This window comes from Mucilaginibacter sp. Mucisp73, from assembly GCF_059491465.1.
The window spans coordinates 4908321-4931585 of sequence record NZ_CP168507.1 but is presented as its reverse complement, the minus strand read 5'-3'; the positions used below and the strand labels follow the sequence as shown (position 1 = coordinate 4931585).

The 23265-nt window shown below is 43.1% G+C and carries 20 protein-coding genes; 10 read left to right on the top strand and 10 right to left on the bottom strand.

Features of this window, described 5'->3' with window-relative positions; all coding sequences use genetic code 11:
- Window positions 1-53: 53 nt before the first annotated feature.
- The 6 genes from ACEN82_RS20265 to ACEN82_RS20240 all read left to right on the top strand — a co-directional run bounded on the left by ACEN82_RS20265 (window position 54) and on the right by ACEN82_RS20240 (window position 6438).
- Window positions 54-854: a hypothetical protein gene (locus tag ACEN82_RS20265; protein WP_176622239.1), complete on the top strand. Its 801-nt coding sequence runs from the start codon at window positions 54-56 to the stop codon at window positions 852-854.
- A 336-nt stretch (window positions 855-1190) separates the two neighbouring features.
- Window positions 1191-1967, top strand: a complete 777-nt coding sequence (locus ACEN82_RS20260) for a hypothetical protein (RefSeq protein WP_188834762.1) — start codon at window positions 1191-1193, stop codon at window positions 1965-1967.
- A gap of 132 nt (window positions 1968-2099) precedes the next feature.
- On the top strand, window positions 2100-3347 hold the full coding sequence (dctA, locus tag ACEN82_RS20255) for a C4-dicarboxylate transporter DctA (RefSeq protein WP_413320793.1): 1248 nt from the start codon (window positions 2100-2102) through the stop codon (window positions 3345-3347).
- Window positions 3340-3543: a hypothetical protein gene (locus tag ACEN82_RS20250; RefSeq protein WP_413320791.1), complete on the top strand. Its 204-nt coding sequence runs from the start codon at window positions 3340-3342 to the stop codon at window positions 3541-3543. The genes dctA and ACEN82_RS20250 overlap by 8 nt, the downstream gene beginning before the upstream one ends.
- Before the next feature lie 358 nt (window positions 3544-3901).
- Window positions 3902-4780 carry a succinate--CoA ligase subunit alpha gene (gene sucD, locus ACEN82_RS20245; RefSeq protein ID WP_090534235.1) on the top strand — a complete coding sequence of 293 codons (879 nt, stop codon included), beginning with the start codon at window positions 3902-3904 and terminating at the stop codon, window positions 4778-4780.
- A 119-nt stretch (window positions 4781-4899) separates the two neighbouring features.
- Window positions 4900-6438, top strand: coding sequence for a serine hydrolase domain-containing protein (locus tag ACEN82_RS20240; protein ID WP_413320789.1), 1539 nt, complete (start codon window positions 4900-4902; stop codon window positions 6436-6438).
- A 14-nt stretch (window positions 6439-6452) separates the two neighbouring features.
- Here ACEN82_RS20240 and ACEN82_RS20235 read toward each other — a convergent pair whose 3' ends face one another.
- Window positions 6453-7583: a redoxin domain-containing protein gene (locus tag ACEN82_RS20235; RefSeq protein WP_413320787.1), complete on the bottom strand. Its 1131-nt coding sequence runs from the start codon at window positions 7581-7583 to the stop codon at window positions 6453-6455.
- 109 nt (window positions 7584-7692) lie between these two features.
- Window positions 7693-8874 carry an asparagine synthetase B gene (locus tag ACEN82_RS20230; RefSeq protein ID WP_413320785.1) on the bottom strand — a complete coding sequence of 394 codons (1182 nt, stop codon included), beginning with the start codon at window positions 8872-8874 and terminating at the stop codon, window positions 7693-7695.
- Between the two features lie 275 nt (window positions 8875-9149).
- Here ACEN82_RS20230 and ACEN82_RS20225 point away from each other — a divergent pair, with 275 nt between their 5' ends.
- The 3 genes from ACEN82_RS20225 (at window position 9150) to ACEN82_RS20215 (ending at window position 10781) form a co-directional block, all read left to right on the top strand.
- Window positions 9150-9653 (top strand): hypothetical protein, encoded by a 504-nt coding sequence (locus tag ACEN82_RS20225; protein WP_413320783.1) that lies wholly within the window; start codon window positions 9150-9152, stop codon window positions 9651-9653.
- A 105-nt stretch (window positions 9654-9758) separates the two neighbouring features.
- Complete coding sequence (locus tag ACEN82_RS20220; RefSeq protein WP_413320781.1) at window positions 9759-10196, top strand: peptidylprolyl isomerase; 438 nt, start codon at window positions 9759-9761, stop codon at window positions 10194-10196.
- A 78-nt stretch (window positions 10197-10274) separates the two neighbouring features.
- Window positions 10275-10781: a DUF5606 family protein gene (locus tag ACEN82_RS20215; RefSeq protein WP_176622247.1), complete on the top strand. Its 507-nt coding sequence runs from the start codon at window positions 10275-10277 to the stop codon at window positions 10779-10781.
- A gap of 237 nt (window positions 10782-11018) precedes the next feature.
- On the opposite strand, the gene ACEN82_RS20210 is transcribed toward ACEN82_RS20215, so the two are convergent.
- The 5 genes from ACEN82_RS20210 to rlmH all read right to left on the bottom strand — a co-directional run bounded on the left by ACEN82_RS20210 (window position 11019) and on the right by rlmH (window position 14447).
- Window positions 11019-11738 carry a hypothetical protein gene (locus ACEN82_RS20210; protein WP_413320779.1) on the bottom strand — a complete coding sequence of 240 codons (720 nt, stop codon included), beginning with the start codon at window positions 11736-11738 and terminating at the stop codon, window positions 11019-11021.
- 320 nt (window positions 11739-12058) lie between these two features.
- The gene (locus ACEN82_RS20205; protein WP_091172094.1) at window positions 12059-12466 is read right to left on the bottom strand and encodes a Dabb family protein; all 408 of its coding nucleotides are present in this window, start codon (window positions 12464-12466) and stop codon (window positions 12059-12061) included.
- Window positions 12467-12530: 64 nt separating this feature from the next.
- Window positions 12531-12812, bottom strand: a complete 282-nt coding sequence (locus tag ACEN82_RS20200; RefSeq protein ID WP_413320777.1) for a hypothetical protein — start codon at window positions 12810-12812, stop codon at window positions 12531-12533.
- A 66-nt stretch (window positions 12813-12878) separates the two neighbouring features.
- Window positions 12879-13817, bottom strand: a complete 939-nt coding sequence (locus ACEN82_RS20195; RefSeq protein WP_413320775.1) for a cation diffusion facilitator family transporter — start codon at window positions 13815-13817, stop codon at window positions 12879-12881.
- Window positions 13818-13973: 156 nt separating this feature from the next.
- On the bottom strand, window positions 13974-14447 hold the full coding sequence (gene rlmH, locus ACEN82_RS20190; protein ID WP_129568404.1) for a 23S rRNA (pseudouridine(1915)-N(3))-methyltransferase RlmH: 474 nt from the start codon (window positions 14445-14447) through the stop codon (window positions 13974-13976).
- 63 nt (window positions 14448-14510) lie between these two features.
- Between rlmH and ACEN82_RS20185 the strand changes: the two genes are divergently transcribed.
- Entirely contained in the window at window positions 14511-16319 is a 1809-nt protein-coding gene (locus ACEN82_RS20185) for a MutS-related protein (protein WP_413320773.1), read from the top strand.
- 194 nt (window positions 16320-16513) lie between these two features.
- Here ACEN82_RS20185 and ACEN82_RS20180 read toward each other — a convergent pair whose 3' ends face one another.
- From ACEN82_RS20180 to ACEN82_RS20170, 3 genes are all read right to left on the bottom strand, one after another.
- Complete coding sequence (locus tag ACEN82_RS20180) at window positions 16514-19024, bottom strand: TonB-dependent receptor (protein WP_413320771.1); 2511 nt, start codon at window positions 19022-19024, stop codon at window positions 16514-16516.
- A gap of 352 nt (window positions 19025-19376) precedes the next feature.
- Window positions 19377-20189 (bottom strand): DUF4249 domain-containing protein, encoded by an 813-nt coding sequence (locus ACEN82_RS20175; RefSeq protein WP_413320769.1) that lies wholly within the window; start codon window positions 20187-20189, stop codon window positions 19377-19379.
- A complete protein-coding gene (locus ACEN82_RS20170) occupies window positions 20180-22981 on the bottom strand; it encodes a TonB-dependent receptor (protein ID WP_413320767.1) in 2802 nt (933 codons plus the stop codon). The genes ACEN82_RS20175 and ACEN82_RS20170 overlap by 10 nt, the downstream gene beginning before the upstream one ends.
- Window positions 22982-23265: the final 284 nt, after the last annotated feature.

Sequence of the window (23265 nt, the reverse complement as noted above, 5' to 3'; positions counted from 1 at the left end):
TTCTTTAATTAATTGATAATAAGTTAACTTTGCGCGGAATTAAAATCCTAAACATGAAACACAAGTACAAAATTATAGTATTGCTGCTTGCCGGTATTACTGCCATTTACACTTCGTGCCATAAGCTTAACATGGCGCCTAACAATCAAAGTACAGTAAGTAAGAAAGAAGCGAGTGTGCAAATTGCGCAAAGCCTTGTTGGTATTTTTAACCCCGAAAACGGCGGGTTTGATTTTAAGAGCGGTTTAAGTATGCCAACCGATCTATCCCTGAACAAAAAAGGTAAGATCAAAGTACAATCTGTTGACCCTCAGCCACAGTGCGGCGCCAAAATGGATACTACGATAGCATTTAATTTAGATCAAAGCGATACCTCAAAAATAGATATCTGGGCTAAGGTTAAATATGAGCTTACCTGTACCAATGGAGTACCTTCAGGGGTTACCGCTAATGATAGTTTAAATATGACTATGGCAGGCAGCGGTTTTACAATGGTTTTAAAAATGGGTGAAAACCTGATACTCAGAAGCCTTAATCCGGGTGTTGAACACGCGCAATACTCTTTTGATGGCCCTGTGAATTATTATGCCAGGGTTAACTACACCAAACCTACAACAGACCAGCCAAATGTTGAAGGCACGTTTAACTACAATTTTAAATCAATTGTTGTTGATCCAACAAAAGACCCCGATTTTATTTTAAGCGGAAGTGCTGCCTTTTCGAGTAAAGGAAGTATCGGAAAAAATGTCTGGAACTATAAAGGGACGATAACGTTTTTGGGTGGTCACAAAGCAAAGATCACTATCGACGGTACTGTTTATACTGCCGATCTGATGACAGGCGAAGTTAATTAAATTCGTTTTTAAATATATGTAGAGCCCTGCTCCCTAACCGGAGGCAGGGCTTTTTGTATGCTATGGTTTTTCAAAACGGCATGCTTTTTATCACCTGTGTATTTGATAAAAAAACGGGGAATATTTTCCACGTATTTTTCCCCGAAGCGGGGAAAGCAGGTAGTGGGTGTGTTTTGTGTTCCGTTGCTATCAGCAGTATAAATCTTTAACTGTTTTATAAAAAAGGAAAATGAGCCTAAAAACACATATCCCGGCCGTTTTTTTGCGAATTTTTTACCTGGTGGTATGCTTATTGCCAATTGAGGCAAAGAGATCTAAACTTTATCTTATACGTTTATGAAACTAAATCTACGCAGTGTATTACCTTTATTAACAGGTGTGGCTATTCTTTATTCGGCCTGTACAAAAACAGGAATTAATGTAAAATCCGATCCATCAACTGTAAAAGCAAGCGATAATGTAGCCAGTTCGGCAATTGCAGATAACCTGGCAAAATCATTGGCCGGTTCATTTGGAGGGGCCAGCCTTAACGACGGTGTTACCCCCTCAACCAATGCCTCATCAAAGCTTAAAGTACAGAGTACATATAGTTGCGGTTTTTATATTGATACCAGCCTGAACCGAGTATTTAATCAAGGTGATACCTTAAAAGCAACCAAAACAGGCGGTACCAAATATTATTTTATTTGTGACGGCAACAAAACTGTTGGTTACGATTCGGTTGATTCATTAAACACGGTAGGCAGTGGCCCGGGTTATTCATTCGTTTACAATATTGTGCAGAAATATAAGGTTAGGGGCCTTAACACCAATAACTCAAACTTCTCGCTTGATGGTCCGATGAAAGCCTATGTTGATAACGAATACACTAAATACAAAACGTTTAGCAGGGTGCATAATACCTATGTGTTTACTAACCTGTATGTACATGGCAACGATAAGTTTGATATCACCAGCGGCACAGCTACTTTCCGTTCGGAAGGCAAAACAAACGGCGGGGGCTGGGATTACAGCGGCACTATCGTTTTCCTGGGCAACCACAAGGCAAAGCTGACTTTCCTTAATAAAATTTTCTTAATTGATTTACTAACCGGTAAATCAACGCCTGCATAATCACGATCTTTCAATCAATCAATTATGCCCTGTGCCGGTTTCCGGTACGGGGCTTTTTTGTGCCTGAAACAATAACTTATTATATTGCCGTCCCATCCTGTTGCTCCCCCTTTAGGGCGCCAGGGATCAATCATGAAACGCCTCTTATCAAACCTAACTTTTCAGGTACTTATTGCCATTGCCCTTGGGGTAGTGGCCGGCTTATACGTTAAAGGCTTTGCCCCAACTGCCGAACTGATTAGCAAGAAGTTCATCAGTCTCATCACCATGCTGATTGCGCCTATCATCTTTTTAACCATTGTGCTGGGCATTGCCGGCATGAGCGATATGAAAAAAGTGGGCAGGGTAGGCGGTAAAGCTTTGTTATATTTCGAGATCGTAACCACGTTCGCGCTTGTCATCGGCGTTACCGTAGCCAATATTATTAAACCCGGTGCCGGTTTTGAAAACCATGCTGCAAAAATGGATACCGGCAAATTAGCCGTATACGAAAAAGCCGCCGCCGAAATGCACTGGGGCGACTTCCTGGCCCACATAGTACCTTCAAACATCTTCAAAGCTTTTGTTGAAGGCGATATTTTGCAGATCCTGTTTTTTGCGATACTGTTTGGTTTTGGGTTAAGCAGGATGGGTAAAAGTGGCGAAGCGGTTATTCAGCTATTTGATAAGCTTTCGAAAGTGTTTTTTAATATCATGAAAATAGTGATGAAGGTGGCGCCGATAGGGGCTTTTGCGGGTATGGCTTTTACGGTGAGCAAATATGGTATTCAAACCCTTAAACCGCTGGCTTTGTTGATGGGCTCGGTTTATCTGACCATGTTCCTGTTCATATTTGTGGTATTGAATATCATTTGCAGGTTGTTTAAATTCAGTCTTTGGGAATATCTGAAATACATCAGGCAGGAGATCCTGATCGTGCTTGGTACATCCTCATCCGAATCGGCATTACCGGCCATGATGGAAAAGATGGAAAAGTTTGGCTGTTCCAAATCGGTGGTGGGTCTGGTGATCCCCACGGGGTATTCTTTTAATTTGGATGGCACTACGATTTACCTTTCCATGTGCGTGATATTTTTGGCGCAGGTGTTTAATATCCCGCTTTCGCTGGGGCAGGAGCTAACCATAATCGGCATCCTGATGATCACCTCCAAAGGTGCGGCGGGCGTAACCGGCAGTGGTTTTATTGTGCTCACCAGTACGCTTACAGCCATTAAAATAATCCCGGTAGAAGGTCTGGCGATTTTGATAGGGGTTGACAGGTTTATGTCGGAAGCGCGGGCTATTACCAATGTGATAGGGAATGGGGTGGCTACTATTGTGATTGCGAAAAGTGAGGGGGAGTTTGCCCCCCGGCTCCCTAAAGGGGGAGTTGATGAATAAATCAGAAATGTATATATTTTTAACAATTTTCAAAGCACTGGTATTGTTAACGGGTTTAACTTTTACCGTGATCAATTTCATTCCGGGTATTTCGGGAGATAAAGCGAAACTTAAAAAAGCCGGGATTATATTTCTTGCTACGTTTTTGGTGTTCGTTTTAATTACAGCGGTTGAATTTGCAATTGCATTCAATTAGTAATTGGTCACGTTATGGATGGCAGTGTAATGATTTCCGGGATTTTTTGTCTGAACCCGAATCTACCAGAATGAAAAGCAAATTCAATAAATTGCTAAAATTCGTTTAATTCGAGTTCAGACAAATAGCCTGGGCCGCAGGCAACGCCCTAATTTAGTTGGCAGTAGATAGTTTTCAGTTGACAGTTTTATTCAACGGGAACTTTATAATCATAAAAAATTTAAAACACATAAACACCCTATAACCACATCCAATCCCCTTAAAAGTCACTTTTATGTTAACATATAAATTTAGATTACAATAGGGTTTGACATTCGGGCAAAAACTTTAGCTTTGCCGTACTAAAACGAAAAAACCAATGAGTGTACTCGTAAATAAAGATTCAAAAGTTATTGTACAAGGTTTCACCGGTAAAGAAGGTTCATACCATGCCGAGCAAATGATTGCTTATGGCACTCAGTTAGTTGGTGGTGTTACTCCAGGTAAAGGTGGTCAAACCCATTTAGACAGGCCGGTTTTTAACACGGTAAAAGATGCTGTAGTTGCAACCGGTGCCGATGTATCCATCATTTTTGTGCCTCCTGCTTTTGGTGCAGATGCCATTATGGAAGCTGCTGAAGCCGGCATTAAGGTTATTGTTTGTATCACTGAAGGTATCCCTACAAAGGATATGATCGCGGTAAAAGAATATCTTACCGATAAGGACGCGCGCCTGATTGGTCCTAACTGTCCGGGCATCATTACTGCTGATGAGAGCAAAATTGGTATCATGCCTGGCTTTATTTTCAAAAAAGGTAACGTTGGCGTGGTTTCAAAATCAGGTACTTTAACTTATGAAGCGGTTGACCAGGTGGTTAAAGCCGGTTTGGGTATCACTACAGCTATCGGTATTGGTGGCGACCCGATCATTGGTACACCAACCAAAGAAGCTGTTGAATTATTAATGAACGATCCGGAAACTCATGGTATCATCATGATTGGTGAAATTGGCGGAAATATGGAAGCCGATGCTGCCCGCTGGATCAAAGCGAACGGTACTAAACCGGTTGTTGGTTTCATTGCTGGCCAAACAGCGCCTCCGGGCCGCCGTATGGGCCACGCAGGTGCTATTGTTGGCGGTGCTGACGATACTGCTGCTGCTAAAATGAAGATCATGGCCGAGTGCGGGATCCGCGTGGTTGAATCGCCTGCTGAAATTGGCGCTGCCATGGCTGAAGAACTGGCTAAGTTAGCGTAAAGCTTAAGGCGTAAAGCCGAAAGCGAAAAGCTTTTTAATATTGAAGATCCCGGTCATGATTTGGCCGGGATTTTTTAGTTTTAAAAATAATTTGGAGTACTTTTTCCGTATCTATGTATATGGTCAAAAATCTGCTTAAATCCGCTTTTGCCCTCTTGTTGGCTACGGTAAGTTACACCTCCACTGCCCAACCCTACAAGCCCGCAACGTTTACTGATCCCGACAGGTTAAAAAAAATCCGGGCTACTTTCCCGGTAATCGATCAGCTTTATAAAAAATATGCTGAAGATAATCACTGGCCGGGATTGGTGTATGGCATTGTGGTTGATGGTAAATTGGTGCACAGCGGTGGTTTAGGGTATACCGATATTGATGCTAAGATCAAGGCCGATTCATCGTCGGATTTTCGGATCGCCTCCATGACCAAAAGCCTTACCGCTATGGCTATCCTAAAACTCAGGGATGAGGGCAGGCTTAAACTGGATGATCCGGCTTACCTGTACATCCCGGAGATGAAAGGGCTGAAATATTTAACCAAAGACGCCATCCCTGTAACCGTAAGGCACCTGCTTACGCATACAGCCGGTTACCCGGAAGATAACCCATGGGGCGACAGGCAACTTGCAGTTAGCGATGAAGAACTCCTGGCGCTATACAAAAAAGGCATTTCGTTTTCCAATAATCCTGGTCAGGGCTATGAGTACAGCAACCTTGGTTTTGCTACGCTGGGATATATCATCAAAAAAGTATCGGGCAAAACTTACGAGCAATACATCACAGAAAATATCCTTAAACCGTTAGGTATGATACATACCTATTGGGAATATACCAAAGTGCCCAAAGATAAACTGGCGCATGGCTATCGCTGGCTTGATGGTAAATGGATTGAACAGCCTCTGCTGCATGACGGGGCTTACGGTGCGATGGGTGGCCTGATCACCACTATTGAGGATTTTAGCAAATACATAGCTGTACACATGGATGCCTGGCCCCCGCGCGATGATGCCGAAGCCTTGCCTGTAAAACGTAGTTCTATCCGGGAAATGCAGTACCCCTGGGATGTAAATTATTTAACTGTAAATGCCAAAACAACCACGGGCAAACCATGCCCCAATGTCAGTGCCTATGCCTACGGTTTACGTTGGGCAAAGGATTGTGATAACCGCGTATACATTGGTCATACAGGGGGTTTGCCCGGTTTTGGGAACCAATGGAATATTTTGCCGGAGTATGGTATTGGCGTTGTTTCATTTGCTAACCTTACTTACGCCCGCGCCGGTTATCCTAATACCCAGGCCCTGGATACACTGTTGGCCCTTTCGGGTATAAAACCGCGGCAATTGCCGGCATCTGCCATATTGGAGGAACGCAAAAATGATCTGCTTAAAGTTATCGCTGATTGGAGCAAGGCTAAAGAAAGCGGCATTTTTGCTGATAACTTTTTTATGGATTATTTCCCCGATAAACTTCAAGCAGCCGCAACGGAAGCTTTTGCAAAAACAGGCAGAATAATAAGTGCCGGTGATATTGTTGCAGAGAACCAGTTGCGCGGTTATTTTATTATAAAATGTGAAACTGGAAATATCAAAGTGAGTTTTACACTTACACCCGAAAACCCGCCATTGGTACAGGAGTTTCATTTCGACATTGTGCAATAGCTTGTACTAAATTCTCAAGGGCGCCTGGTGTGTGCCAGAAAGCTCATAACTTCTGAGGGTTCCAGGTCGCGCGCGACAATTTTACCTGTGGGGTCAATAATCAGATTTGAAGGAAAAAAATGGATCTTGTAAACATTTAAAAACAATCCACTATAGTCAAAACGCTGAGGCCACGGGATTTTATACCGGTCTATCGCATCTTTCCAGCTCTGTACATTTGTTTCCCGAACGGATATCCCAACAAACTCGACATTCAATTCATCTCGCTTGCTATAGATCTCTTTCAACGCAGGTAGGCGTGCCAAGCAGGGGGCACAATGACTGAACCAAAATTCGATAAAGAAATACTTGTTATCACGTTTAAATATTTCTTTATTTTCTCTGCCTGTGGTGTCCTTCAGAGAAAGTTCAGGCAAATAACCTCCGGGTAAAACTGCCTGTACATCAAGAAAGGTTTTTTTAACAGCCAGGCCAAGCTTACTTTGTTTGATTTCAGGAGATAAACGATCAAATGCACGTTCCAATTTTGGGGAAAAGCGTTCCCTCAGGCAGCTATCAATTATCCACAATGACAAATATTCATTTTTATGGGCATTGATAAAGGAGTCGGTAAAATCATCACGGTTATCATTTATCGATTGTTTTAACTTTTCCTTCTTTTCTTTCAACTCCGCATCTTTATTATCGGAGGGGCCGACACTGATGCGGTCAAGACTGTCGGTTAGTGGTCGCAACTTCCTTTCGGACGCCCGAAATGCCTTAAGGTAATGCTGGTTTAGGTTATTGGTTGGCGATCCTTTAAAAATGGGAACACCGTGCTCAAATGTGGCGCTGTCTAATGTGATCTCTTGCGCGCCTGCATCAATATAAAAGAAAGGAGAATAGAGCCGGGTACCATCTTTAGCAGTAAAGATTAAAAACACCTCAATCGGATTATCAATTTTACCATCAAATTTACACCTGGAATTGATAAGCTTCGCCCCTGACGAATTTCTTTCATTCAGCAATTCCTGACGGAGTTTTCTTAGCTCCAACGAACCGCCATTTCCGCTTCGAAGGTTAACTTTCAGGGTATATTGTACCTGTCTGACTGCTGAAAGTGAGATAAATATTAAAGTAAAGAGATTTAAAACGTGTTTTAACATGTTTTAGTTATTGTAAATATAGCCAGCCTGGCGATCGTATAAACCGTTGCGTTACAAACGAGCGCGAATATTATAGCTTTCGGCTTATATGTTTTGCCTTAAGCTAAAATCAGGTCTTCTGTTTTTTCTTTTTCGCCGCCGGGAAAAGCACATTGTTTAATATCAGCCTGTAGCCGGGGGAGTTGGGATGAAGTTTCAAATCTGTCGGCGGATCATTTACAGCATGCTGGTAATCTTCAGGGTCGTGACCGCCGTAAAAGGTCCATTGTCCTTTGCCGTATTCGCCGTGAATGTAACGGGCTTCATTGGCGGTTTTCATTTCGCCCATGATGGTAACGCCCGGTTTGAGCATACTTTTGTTGTAGGCCGTGGTAAGGCCCATAAAGCCTTTTATTACTTTGTCATGATCCTGCGTAAGCATGCTCGGCACAACATCCCATTTGGCCGAAAAATCAAACAACGTAAAGAAATCCCGGGTACGATCAAGCTGGCGGGTGGTGGTAACGTCGATATTGCTGAAGGAATGCGAAATGGGGTTCATATCCAGCGTAAAATTCTGAAAGGCGAAAGTCTGACTAAAGTCGAGCTTGGACTGCGCGTCCTGGTCGGCAGCATCACCATCGAACATACGTTCGCAGATATCTGTATTAGCAGCCGATAGTGCGATATCAAAAGTGTCGGTACCTGAGCACATAGCAAACAGGAAGCCGCCGCCTGCGCAAAAATCTCGGATGTTTTGGGCTACGGCCAGCTTCATTTTTGATACCTTGCTAAAGCCCAGTTTATGGGCCATGGTCTCCTGGATTTTGATATCATCGGTATACCATTGCGCGTAACGGAAGGCGCCATAAAACTTGCTGTATTGCCCTGTAAAATCCTCGTGGTGCAGGTGCAGCCAATCATACTTAGGCAGTTCGCCGTGGATCACCTCTTCGTCGTAAACTACGTCGTACGGAATTTCGGCATATTTTAAAACCAAGGTAACTGCATCATCCCAGGGCAGCTTGTTTTTGGGGGAGTAAACCGCCATGCGGGGGGCTTTCTCCAGTTTAATCAGGTCCATATTTACCGATGGATCGCTTACTTCGGTAATAATTTCGTTTGCTTTGGCATCGGCAATAACTTCGTAGCTTACCCCGCGGATCTTGCACTCTTCCTCAACTTTTTGCCCGTACTTCATCATGAAACTGCCACCACGATAGTTGAGCAGCCAGTCGACTTCTTCGCCGTTTTTGAGCACCCAGAAAGCTATCCCGTACGATTTCAGATGGTCCTTTTGCTCATCATCCATAGGGATTAAGATAGATGCAGCCCTCGACGTAAAAGGTAAAAGGTAAAAGGCGAAAGGTAAAAGGAACTTTAGCTTTATAAGTAAAAGACGAAATGTAAGAGGTGAAAAGTTATTGCCTGATGAATTATTCACGATCCTTGTTAATTTGTTTACTGCCGGGTTATCAAATGTAACGAATAAAGGGCTAATGTATTTTAACCATTTTTAACACATAAGGGCTTCTGGCTTTATGCATGTTGTTTTAGTTTTATGGCGTTGTTAAATCTGGGCCTTAAATGAGTTTATCTGTTATTGTCAGAAATATTTTCCTTGTCGGTGTTTTATTAATATCCTGTTTGGCCGCGCACGCGCAGAACGGAAGTTCGGGTATGCGCCTCAATCGTGATGCGTTGATTAAAAAGCTTACAGAAGCCGACAGCAGTCTTGTTTTTAAGCAGGACACAGATATCAGCCTGCTGCCAAATTTTGTCGCGACAGATGCCAATGGAAGCCGGGCCCAACTAATTGGCAAGCCCGATGAGCTGGCAATAGTTAAGTGGACTTACGTTTTTACTGCCGACGAAAAAGTGAACCTTGCCGAACTGCAAAAACTGGCCTGGTTTGCTAATACTTTAGGTGATCAGGAAGGACTCGACTGGTTTTTTGCCCAATTGGCCGAATTGGGTAAAGATTATAAAAAGCCGCTTTCGGAAATTAAAATGTTTGATTCAAAAAGCAAAGGCGAGATTAGTTATTCGCCAAAAGAAAAAGTACTTACCATGACTTTTACACCCTGGTAACCAATAAATATTGCAAACCTTTCGCTTTTTACCTTTCGCCTTTAACCTTTTTCTTTAATCCTCAATTTTATTACCTTTGCCAACTGTTTTCTAAAAAACAAAAACATGAGCAAAGCAATAATCAAAACCGAAAAAGGCGACATGACCGTAGAGTTTTACGATCAGGATGCCCCTAATACCGTTGCTAACTTTAAAAAATTAGCAAAATCAAACTTTTATGATAACGTGACCTTTCACCGTGTTATCCCTAATTTTATGATTCAGGGCGGCGATCCAACCGGTACCGGTGCTGGTGGCCCAGGCTACAAAATTGATTGCGAGCTTACCGGCAACAACCAATACCATGACCGTGGTGTGCTTTCAATGGCACATGCAGGCCGCAACACTGGTGGTTCACAGTTTTTCATCTGCCACAATCGCACAAATACTGCCCACCTTGACCGTAACCATACCGTTTTTGGTAAGGTGATTGAAAATGTTGACGTTGTTGACGCTATTCGCCAGGGAGATAAAATTTTAGGAATCGAAGTTATTGAAGATTAAGTGAGTAGTTGATGAGGTGAGTAGTTTATTGGTTAAACATAATAAACTACTCATCCAATCAACCCCAACAAAAAATATATGAATTTACAGGGAATTGTATCGGTATCAGGAAAACCGGGTTTATGGAAAGCTTTGGCACAAAATAAAACCGGCTATGTGCTGGAAAGTTTAGATGCACAAAAAACAAAGCTGATAGCTAACCTTTCTACAGCTAAATTAGCGGCTTTAAGCGAGATCACCATTTTTGGCGTTGAGGATGATATCAGGTTAACTGATGTGCTTGAGCGCATGAAATCAGCATCAAACATACCTGATGTTAAAGCCGACGGCAAAGCATTACGTACCTTCTTTTATGAAGTAGCGCCTGATCATGATGAGGAAAAAGTTTACTCATCAGATATCAAAAAGGTAATAGCCTGGTTCCAGATATTAAAACCGCTTCCAATTTTTGAAGAGGCTGATCCAACCCAGGCGCCTGCCCCGGTTGCAGAAGAGCCGGTTGCCGAAGCAGTAACTGCTGAACCGGAAGCCGAACCGGCAGCTCCAAAAGCAAAAGCAAAAAAAGCCACAAAAAAAGCCGAATAATCGGCTTTTTTTAGTTATAGCGATTCCCATCGCCCTGCGTGCTTTAAATGATGTCATTTCGAAGCCTGGAAGGATGGAAATTGTGAAGGCAAGGCTGAGAAATCTTATACGCCCTGTAAAACGTTGATTTTACGTCGTAGAAGATTTCTCCTCACCCATCCCGTTTGTTCCCCGGCCGGTTCGTCGAAATGACATCTTCTTTATGATATTATAAGAACATACGGGTATTTAAGAGCATTACTCGGTATCAGTATAAGCATCGCCCCCAATAAAGATCATTGTATTTGTTGCGTGTGCAGGTGAACCCGAAGCACCTAAGGCAAATGATTTTTTGATCACCTTGCTGCCATAATTCAGTTCGATGGTGTTGCCGTAAATTTTGTAGGTGCCGCCTTTGCCTCCGGTTTTTTTCCAGGCGCTGGCAGCAGGTGTCATGATTCCGCCGTTTGATCCTTCAGTAAAATGAGTATCATCAATAAAATTGATCTTTTTGATTACCAGGGCATTTGTGCCGTTGCCATAATCGCCGCCGCTTACTTTTTCATATCCTTTTTTTAGCTTAATACTGCCTGTATAGGGATAGGCCGGGAACCAATTGCCTTCACCCAACTTATAATCATAGGTTTTTCCTTCGTTATTTGTAAGATAAAAGGTTGCACCTGTTTTTTTCCAGGTCCCCCAGGCTTTTGGGCGACTGCTTTTGGCGGCTGCTACATCCAGCGCTTCAATCGGCTCATCTCCTACTTCAAAATATTCGCCGTTTTTGAATAATACTACGGGTTCAAAGGAAATGGCAGCAGGATAGCCACTTACAGCCCTGAAATACCACCCTTCAACGGCAGGAGCGTTGGTTACTGGTTTGTAATAGGCGCCTCCGCTTTTTGCATTAGCGGTGGCGCTCAAATGTAATGTGAAGCCTGAAATAGCAAGGCAAATGGCCAGGTGTCTAAATTTCATTTTCATTTAATGTTTTGGTTAACTGTAATAATTAACTAAAACATAAATGATTGGTTTTAAGTAATTTGATTAAGGTTTTGTTAAGAATGCAAATCAACTGCCATTTAAGCGCCAACGTTTATCCTGAGTTAGAAACCCCTTGCAAAGATGCAAAGGCGAAAGCAATTAAAGACTTACGAAGTTTTAAAAACTTCGTAAGTCTGGATTCTACAACTTATCCTGAAGTAATTTATTTCAGCACTATGCTCGCTAAGGAGATGCCTGGCAAATTACGGGTCAATTATGCGAGTTACCGAAACAGGTTGGAAGGGTGGAAAGCCCTACACATCCATCGCATCATAAACAATAACCTTTTCCCAAAGATGGCTGCAGTTTTTAATAAACTCCAGGTGGATAGGGTGGGTTTGATAAGTGGCTTGTCCGGCCAGATCGCTGAAAAACATCAGTTCGGACACCGCCCAGGAGTTATCTACTACGTCGCGTTTTTCGGTACTGGCTACGATACCTACGCGAAGTTTGCGTACGGTTTCAATTTTGGCAAGGGTTTTAACTCCGGCTACCAATTTATCACGGTCTTCTGTTGATCCCGGATTTTTAAGCCAGAAAAACACATGGTGAACTATTGGCCATTCTTCTTTTTGCTCTTTCAGCGATATTGCCGATGCTGTAACTGTACCTGCAGCCAGTGCCGCTGTTGTGGTTATGAATTTTCTTCGGGTTGATTTCATGACAGGTTAAATAATCGGTTTCAAGGTAGTAAGAATTATTTAAAACGTTTATAAGTTGTTTCAATCAATACACATCCAAAACATAAAGCAGCACAATAACAGGCAGCACATTTAAAAATATCACAAGCCCGATGTTCTGATCCTGCACATTTCTTTGCGCATAATGGGACAGGAATATGATAAAAACCACATAGTAAATAAGCGGAAAAACGAATATTACGGAAAGCAGCAGTCCCGCCGAGCTCATAAGCTGGCCCCAGCCCAATATAATTGGCCATACTACCATTCCGACGATTTCAAGAAAGGTGATAACGGATAGTACTTTTAAGGTTTGGGCTTTGCTCATGTTAAGGTAATTGTTTACCTTAAAAATAAGAAAATTGAGGGGTTTTATGAAATATGAAGAAGCAGCCTACAAACACTCGGGCTGCTTACACCCTTCTTCCGAAAATTCGGGTTCAAAAGTGCTGTGGCTGATATCCAGATGTTCCAAACGGTGGCGAAGGTCATGCTTGATATTATCAAAATCGGTCATGGCTTCAGGCTTGATCACCAGGTGGGCAGTAAGCGCGTTTTCGGTGGTGCTGAGCGCCCAAACGTGCATGTGGTGAACATCAACCACACCTTTGGCTTTTTTAAGTTCGGCTTTGATCTTGTCAAGGTCCATTTCGGCAGGTACGCCGTCCATTTCCAAACGCAGGCTGGCCGTAAGCAGGCTCCAGGTGCCGCGTAATATCACAAAACCTATTATCAGGCTCACTGCGCTGTCAATCCAGTATAGTTTGGTAAAGTATATGATAATACCAGATATCACCACACCAAAGGATACTATGGCATCAACAGCCATGTGCAGGTAAGCGCCTTTAATATTGAGGTCGGTATCTTTATCTTTAACAAACAGCCACGCTGTAAAAGCGTTAATGCCAATGCCTATAAAAGCAACCCAGGCCATGGTGCCGCCCGATACTGTTTGGGGGTTCATGAAGCGCGTAATAGCCTCATAAATAATAAGACCAACGGCTGCAAATAATATTACCGCGTTAAAAAAAGATACGATGATAGTCGACCGCTTATAGCCGTAGGTATACTTACTATTGGCGCTTACTTTGGTGAGTTTAAAAGCAAGTAAGGCTAATGCGAGCGAGGCCACATCGCTCAGGTTATGACCTGCGTCGGTTAACAGGGACAAAGAGTGTGTAATAAAACCTGTAATAGCCTCAACCACCACAAACACCGAGTTAAGTACGATGCCCCAAATAAAAGCCGAATTTAAATGATCAAGCTTAGGGGCATGGTCGTGATGATGGTGCCCGTGCGAATGTGAGTGTGAATGATCGTGACCTGCTGACATTTAGCAAAGGTAGGTAAAAACCTTGATTCGCATGATTTTAGGATTTCCTGAAATAAGCATTTGCTGTAACATCGTTGTGGTCATAATCCCGCTCCGTATTTGTTTATTTGATCAATCATCAGGGCAATCCTTAAATCCTAAAAATCATGGTTCGGATTATTCGTGATGATAAGGCTCTCCCTTCATAATGGTATATGCCCTGTACAGTTGCTCCACAAAAAACAGGCGTACCATCTGGTGCGAAAATGTCATGCGCGAAAGAGAGATCTTGTCGTTAGCCCGCTGGTAAACGGAGGTATCAAAGCCATAAGGCCCGCCTATGATGAATATTAAATTGGCAGATGTGGTAACTTCTTTTTTATTGATATAAGCTGCAAACTGGGTTGAGGTAAATTCGGAGCCTTTTTCATCCATCAGGATCACAAAATCAAGCGGGGTGATTTTCTTGAGAATCAACTCGGCTTCTTTGGCCTTTTGCTGCTCTGGGCTCAGGGCTTTGGTGTTCTTAAGCTCGGGGATTTCGGCAAGCTCCAGTTTGGTATAGTGTTTTAGCCGTTTTACATATTTATCAATGCCTTCCTTTAAATAGGCATCCTCTGTTTTTCCAACGGTAAGGAACGTGATCTTCATATCTGCAACAAATAAACGTTTATTTAAAATATATGTGTTTATTTTGGTTGAATTTATCTGCAAATGGAACAAACAATTATAAACGATTATACTCAAAGAGCAAGCCTCGCCGCTGCAGAAGCGGCCAAATATAAAAAGCTTGCCAATACCTATTCACTGCTGAGGCTCGGCATTTTTGCCATGGTGGCTGTAACTATAGCCTTTGCCATTCACTTCGATAATTTTAGTATTATCGCCATAGCCTTTGTATTGCTGGTTTTTGCCTTTGCCTGGCTGGTAGCGCGACAAAGTGCGTTTGAAAAGCAGAAACAGTATTATGACGATCTGCAGCAGGTAAATGAAAACGAGATAGCCAGTATCCAAACCCATGGTAATATCTATAACGATGGCGCACGCTATGCTAACGACAAACACTTTTACACTTCCGACCTGGATATTTACGGCAATGCATCGTTATACCAGCTCATCAACCGTGCAGCTACTACCCCGGGAAATAATAAACTGGCAGGTTGGCTCAATGCCCCGGCAAGCAAGCAAACCGTATTACAGCGGCAGGACGCCGTTAAAGAAATAGCCGCTAAGAGCAACTGGAAGCTCGATCTGCAAACACGGCTCATTTTCGCCATAAAGCAGGATGTAAACCAGCTTAAAAACCTGTTTAAATATCTGCATATCCCGCTTGATATGCCCGGCGAAAAATGGCTTGCCGCTTATACCAAAATAGCGCCTTATCTATTTACGGCGTTGTTGGTTGTCGCTTATTTTTATTCGCCGGCGAAGCTTGCGGCCATCGTGGTTGGCTTGTTTAATATGGGGGTGGTGTTTTCAAAAGCAGCCTACATCAGCAAAGCCGATCTTATTGCCGGTAAAATAGGTGATACTTTATCCAACTATGCAAACGTATTTAAGTGCATTGAAGACCAGCAATGGCAGGCCGGTTATAGCAACACCCTGGCGCAACAGCTAAAAACAGACAAGACATCGGCCAAAATAAAAGAACTGGGGGAGTTGATCAATAAGCTTAATTATCATCTTAACCTGTTAATCGGCTTTGTGCTCAACCTGTTTTTCTTATGGGATATCCGCCAGATCATCGCCATTGAAAACTGGAAACGCCAAAACCAGGACAGCCTTGAAGCCGCTTTTGATGTCATTGCCGAATTTGAATCACTATTGAGCCTGGCCGGTTTGGCTGTAAATTACCCGGACTGGTGCTTTCCTGTTATTGACGACAGGCAGGGCTATACCCTTACAGCTAAAGCCATTGCCCACCCGCTTATTGATGTCACCAAACGCATCGAAAATGATTACGAACTGGATAATACCTTTAAAGTTGACATCATCACCGGATCAAACATGGCCGGTAAGAGCACCTTTTTGCGTACCGTGGGCATTAATACCGTGCTGGCCTTAAGCGGTGCCCCTGTTTGCGCCCAAAGTATGCAGGTATCGGTGATCACCATGATCAGTTATATGCGGATTAAAGATTCGCTCAATGAAAGCACCTCAACCTTTAAGGCCGAGCTCGACCGTCTGCAGATGCTGCTGGCCGCGGTCGAAAATGAGCCTAAGGTGTTTTTCCTGATAGATGAAATGCTGCGCGGTACCAATTCGGTTGATAAATACCTCGGCTCAAAAGCGGTTATCGAGCAGCTCATCCGCAAAAATGCAGTGGGTATGGTAGCCACCCACGATTTGCAGATAGCCCAGCTGGAAAATAAATATCCGGATTATGTACGTAACTTTTATTTTGATATCCAGGTTGTAAACGGCGAAATGTTGTTTGATTACAAGATCAAACATGGCGAGTGCAAAACTTTTAACGCCTCATTGCTGCTTAAGCAGATAGGGATTGAGGTGGATGCGGAGTAGAACGGTGATTTTGTCTGAACTCGAATTAAACGAATTATAAGAATTTATCGAATTTTAAAATTCTGTCAATTCATTGAATTCAACAAATTCGAGTTCAGACAATCCTGGTTCAGAAAAAGAGCCGGAAGCATTTACGCTCCCGGCTCTTTAGTTTTTTCTTATATCCTGACTCTAACAGTCTTGACTCTTAAAGATTATCGGCCTCCTGTAGGTGAACCGCCGGCACCCTGGTCGCCTTGTTTCATGTCATCATTGTTGATGCCTTTTTTCTGCTGTTGCGGGTTGCTGAAGCTTAATTTACCGAAGCTGTAGCTAAACGTTACACCAAATGAGCGGAATGGGAACGCAAATTTGCTGCTTTGTGTAAATGTTGGCGTTTTTATATCGGTATTAAAGTTTTTGTAAGTATTGAATGGCTCAATGGCATTAATACCCAATGCAAGTTTCTTTTGCATAAACTGTTTTTTAAAGCCAAAGCCCATAATGCTGAACGATGGGTTTGAGCCCTGAATGGTGCGGCGTGCCGAATTTTCAACAGCAAATGCCTCAGCTATAAAGTTGTTTGGCAGTGTAAGCTGAGCACTTAAAAATGCGTTGTACTGCACATAAGTATTGGTTTGTGTTTGCTGGTGCGTAAACTGGTCAATAGCGGTTGGCTTATAGGTGTAAGCGTTGATTTGACCGCGTATGGTCAGGATTTTGAACGGGGTTACCGAACCAAAGAAGCTTGCGCCATATGAGTTATTTACGCCAATGTTTTGATAGGTAGTTAAAGTAGCGTTCTGATCACCATTAGGTGGCAGGTTTTCAACTATACCTTCAATTAGGCCTGATGTATGCTTATAATAAGCAGACAGGTTGATCACAGACGATTTTATGAATGTGTTGTAACCCAATTCAACTGTTTGCGATATTTCGGGCGCTAAGTCGGGGTTACCAACTGTTTGCGCTGTAATATTGCTCCTGTTAACAAAGGGGTTCAAAAACTGTAAGCTTGGGCGTGTGATACGCTTGCTATAGGATAATTTGATAGTTTGAGTAGGTGTAAGTGCCTTTTGAAAAGTTAAGCTTGGAATAAACGTATTATAGTTTTGATCAAAAGGGCTAAGATTTTGAGCACTATTGATTGGCTCGCCGTGAATATCCGTATTTTCAAGCCTTGCACCTGTCATGATGGAGTAGCCTTTAGGCAAAGAGAAAGTTAATACGGTATAACCGGCCCAAACTGTTTGATTATAATTATACCTGTTTGAGTTTGGATCGCTGAATACAAAACCTCCGTTTCCGTCCGGTACAAAATAATCCGAAATACTTTTTATCCTCCTGATGATGTTTTTGCCGCCGGCTTCCAGCTTAAGCAGCTTGCTTATAGGTAAAGTATAGTCGGCTTGTATAGTATACTCGTTGTTTTTACCATTAATATTGTTTTCAAGGGAATCAAACACCGCCGAATACAAGTTAGTATAATCGGTAACAATTTTGCTATGGCTCCATTGTGCAGACAGGTCCAATTCATGACCTTCCTTTTTAAATTTATGTGTGTAATCAATGTTCCAGTCAAAGCCACCAAAACTATTGTGACCGCGACCATCAGAAGTGTAAGACTGATCTTTGGTGTGATCAAAATAATAAGTTTGATTTGTGGTTGACAGCGAATGCGGATCAAAACCACCCTGATTTAAACGGATAGAAGTACGTAAGTTGTTGTACGCGTTAAAATCATAGCCAGCCGAAACAGAACCTATTACGCCATGACGTTTAACGCGGCTGGTTCCGGTAGATGTTTGCTCATAGTGTTTGGTAGGGTCATTGTAATTAAAGTTCTGATCGCTTGAGGTAAGCGAGGTTTGAGGCCATGTTGCGTTACCACCTGCGTTTGCTGATAAGCTAAACCTGTTGTGGTTATAGTTGATATTGGCGTTGCCGTTGTTTTGGCGGGTACCAACACCACCGCTGATTGAACCGCTAATACCTGAAACATTTTTTTGCTTGGTGATAATGTTCAGGATACCGGCCGAACCTTCTGCATCATATTTTGCCGATGGCGAAGTTACCACTTCGATACTCTTGATCTGGTCGGCGGGGATGGTTTTCAAAACATCCGATAAGCTGGCAGATGTAGCACCGGATGGCTTGCCATTGATCAATACGCGTACGTTTTGGTCACCACGAATAGATACGTTACCATTAAGGTCGACAGCAACCAAAGGCACTTTCTGTAACACATCGGTAGCGTTACCGCCTACCGATGTAAGATCCTTTTCGGCATTGTAAACAATCTTGTCTATCTTGTTTTCGATTAATGCGGCCTGGCCAACCACGGAAACTTCTTTAAGCGCGTGTGAGCTTGGGGCCAACAGTACCTGACCAAGCTTGGCATCTGGTTTTGATGGGGTAGTGGTTACCTGATCAATATATTTAGTTGGGTAACCTATAAAAGAGATAGCCAGCTTGTATACGCCCGGCTTTATATTGTCCAATTTAAAGTTACCTTTTTCATCGGTTACAACACCGGTAATTGGCGATTTGCCTCCGCTGCGATATAAACCAACCGAGGCGTAGTCCATTGGTTTTTTGGTTAGCGAATCAATGATAGTGCCTGATATTCTGCCTGTTGTTGTAGGTCCGCCGCCGCCCACACCAAACTGGGCCTGGGCCGATAACGCGAAGCAGAATAATGCAATAAGTATGTAAAAACGTTTCATTTAGTATTATTTTGGTAATTGGAGGCGAAAATACTTTAAATGTTACATGCTGAATTTTTATTTTTTTACAAATAGTGCATTTGTAATGTATAAGTTACACTATTATGATGTAACCGGGGATTTTACAATGGGTGATTAAAAAGGGGGATTTGCGACGAGGTGACAATGATATAAACCATGTCGATTACGAGTGATAAAACTTAGGGGAGATAAATGACAACACCAGGGAAGATTTACAAAGTTTTGAAACTTCGTAAATCTGGATTCAACGCCGTTTTTTAAGAAAAGCGCAAGTCAGCCCGGACCGGGGAAACTTGCGCCAACAGATAATTCAATTCCCAGTTATCAGATTTTATTCCGTCGTTACCCTCAAATTCAAGGTATCGGCCTGCATTGCGGTAAAAATACCGAGGCCGTTAACAATATTGGTTGGGGTATTTACCAGGTTTTGTGAGCTGCCCCGGGTATTGCTGGTTAATATATTAATGTATTCGTCGTTTACCCTTAGCAATATTACTTTATAAACCCCGTAGTATTTGAAAGTGGTTTGCGTTATGCTGTATGTAGAGGCACGCTCGGTATTGATTTCGAAACTTGGGCTCCTGTTGTTCCTTACCGCTATGATCTCAAAAGGATTACTATCGGTGTTTTTGAAAAGCAACATATGCTGTAACGAATCGGGATTGGTCCAGGTAATGGTAGCACGCACCTTATCGTTATAAGCCTGATCAAGCGTATTGGGCTCATGGAATACACTGTCGGTTAGTTTAAATCCAACTGGTTTGCCGGGCATCACTGTTGACGCGCTCACGACCATATTGTTATAGGTAAACTGCATGGAATAAGTTTTCCCTGCAGTTATGAATGAGGCATCAGCATATGTGTAAGTGCCGTTTGTTCCTTCGGTAAGTTTTACGGTCTGTGTACCATTGCTTACATTAATTGTCAGCCCGGTAATGGCCGATCCATAAGTAGCAGTATCCGTCAGGTCTTTTTGCTGATAAACTTTTACTGAAAGCGGTTGGCCGGCAACCAGGTATGCTTCAACAACCGGTTTGTTCACCGCATCAGTATCAGAAGAATTTTTTTTGCAGGCCGATGCCATCATCAGGCAGCCGGCTATCAGTACAAAAAATGTATATCGTATGTATGTTTTTATTTCCATCTTAAGCTTAATGTAACGTTAGGGGTAAAGCCGAGGTAGTTAACATCGGTAGTGATAACCTGGTTATTTTGCATCTGGTATTCGCGGTACCAGGTATTGGTATGATTGTAAACGTTAAACAGCGACAAGCCTATAGAACCTATTTTATGCCCGTCTATCTTCAGCAGGTCATATGAAACCGACATATCCAATCGGTGATAAGCCGGCAGGCGTTCGGCGTTTTTATCGCTGATGTTGAGGTAGGTAATGCTGTTGCCGTCAACCGTTTTAATGGTGTAGCTGGATAGGGGAGCCGTATAAGGATGCCCGGTACTGAACAGGAAGGTAGCGGCGAAGTTCCAGCGCTGGTAATGGTACATATTAATGGATTTAAACTCATGGCGCACATCCTGGTCGGCGGCGTAATAATCATTGCCAAAAGCCGAGAATTTATTCTGCGCCTGGGCAAGGGTATAGCTGATCCAGCCGGTATAACGCCCCATCTTTTTCTGTACTAAAAACTCAACGCCTTTAGCACGACCGGTTCCCTCATAAAAGTTTTCGGTAACGGTTTGCGTTTGATTTTGGTTAGCCTCCATCCTGAAACCGCCCCCGGCAGGCTGCGTTTGCCTTACGGTGTACTGTGTAAGGCCGCTAAGCGTTTTGTAGTATCCCTCAACGCTGAATAAAAGCTCGTCCGTTTCGTAGCTGGTACCCAATATGAAATGCCTTGACATCCCAACGGGGATATTGCTATTGTTGGATAATACCCAGAAATTACGGTTCCCGGCTAAAATATCCTCGCGGATAACCTGGTTTTCAAACTGGTAAAACTGCCCGGTAGCGCCTTTTATGGTAAATTTATCGGTAAGGCTATAGCTTGCTGAAAGCCGGGGTTCAAAGTACGGTTTGGATGTAGGGCCGAAATAACTGGCTCGCAAGCCCGGCTGAATATGGAATTTATTGTTTGGGTCGATAGCCAGCTCGGTGTAGAAGCCCGCCAGCATGGCATTGTTATGCTGGTTGATGAGTTTGCTTGTATCGTTTTGGGTATACTCATAATCTATTTTTTTGTAGGATGCAAAGCCCCCGAAGAGCAGCTTATATTTGTTACTAACTGTCCATTCCCATTCAGATTTATAGCTTACATCCTTCAGGTTGTTGGTTTCAAGCGTGCCATTGCTCAGCGTATGTGAGATACCATTGGTATCGATTTGTGAAAAGCCTGAAGTACTGCGGTTCCTGTCGTTGAAATAGGATGAGTAGGTGATGTAGTTGTTAGAGTATAGTTTCTTATTCCATTGCCTGAACCATTTGATACTGCTGCCCAGGTTACCGTATTTGGTATAATCGGTTATGTTGATACCGCTGCTGCCCGACGACAGGAACGATGGCAGGCCCAGTTCCCTGCTGTTATCTGTTTTATCCGTACCTGTGTACAAAGTCCATGATACTTTATCTTTTTGACTGATGCTGTACGTGTACTTGGCATCAAAATCATAAAAGTAGGAGCTTGGGGTAATCTGGTTAGCAAAACCGCCGCTGCCAAAGCCTCCCCGGCCGCCGCCACCCGGACCGCCGCCCTGCGTGGTTGATGTTTGATTAAACTGGTTGAAGATCTTGTTATAAAACGGCCCCTGGTACGAGCGCCTTACCGCTAACAGCAAAGTCGATTTATCCGATAACGGCGTTTCCAGGTAACCGCTTGCGCTCAATAAACTCAAATCGGTACCGATGTTTGTTTCGTTCTTGTTACCCTCTTTTCCGTTGAGTTCGGTAACGCTCGAAAGCCTGCCGCCGTATTTGGCCGTAAAGCCGCCTTTATACAACTGCACATCTTTAATTGCACTGGCATTGAAAGCACTGAAAAAGCCATACAGGTGATCAACCTGGTAAATGGTAAAACCATCCAGTACAACCAAATTTTGGTCGGGGGTACCGCCGCGTACATATGCACCTGATGATGACTCGTTGGTACCGCTTACGCCGGGCATTAGCTGGAAAGCCCGCAGCACATCCTTATCGCCCATGGTTGGCAGCTTATCTAAATTGGCCGGCGAAAGTTGTAACACGCCAACCTGCCTGCTATCGGTATTCATAACGCCGCTTTTTTTACCGGTAATGGTAACCTCGTTTAAGCTGTTGAGCGATGAATATAACCCACAGATCAGCGGCGAATTCAGCTTTTCGCTACTCAGCCTGAAATAGTCCGTTTGGTAACCTGTATAGGAGACCTCCACTACCGATGTATCTGAAGGTACTCTGAACATGGTAAAATAACCATCAGCATTGGTCATAACGTTGAGGTCGGTCCCCCTGATCTTCACCGTAGCCGATGGCAGCGACTCGCCTGTTTGCTGATCGATCACCCGCCCGTTAATACTCACCAAAAAATGGTTGGGTTTGGCCTTGGGCGCTTCAATTTCTTTAGCCTTTACCGCATTGGCTGCCTGCAGTGAGAGTTTGTTGAGTTTTTGCAGCCGCGCCAGATCGTCGGTGTTTTGGAGGATGTAGATAGTGCCGGTTGATTCTATCCAGTAATGCAGGTTGTTTTCATTACAAACCTTGGCAATTACATTTTTAAGCGGTTCTTCAAAAAAGTGCTCCACAACGTCCATCTCATGTAAAGGCTCCCGTTCAAATACTATGCGGACTTTATAGTTCATGGCCAGTGTATCAAAGAGCTCATCAAGCGGACAAGAAAAAAAATGGTTAACTACAATCTTTTTTAGCTTTTGTTGGGTTTGCTGACTATGGGCCACCGTACCGCACAAAATCAGGGAGCTTATTAACATTAGGGAAAATTTCTTCATGTAGGGGTATATTTTCTTCGATGCCGAAAATGCACCATGTTTTGAAGCGCCTCAAATAAAATCGACCATGGGAGGTTTTCTGTAGACCAGATGCCCGGATGTGTGGCAGGGGGATTTTGCTTAGTAGCAGTTGTTAGTGGCAGTTGCAGGTTGGAAAAAGAATATTAGTTAGAAGTTGGCTGGTGCTTGTATATGTTTATTAGAAATTGTCTGAAAAAAACATGTCATTGCAAGTAACCATCAGGTAAGAACCTGAAAAAAAAACGTGATGACGTTTAAAATAT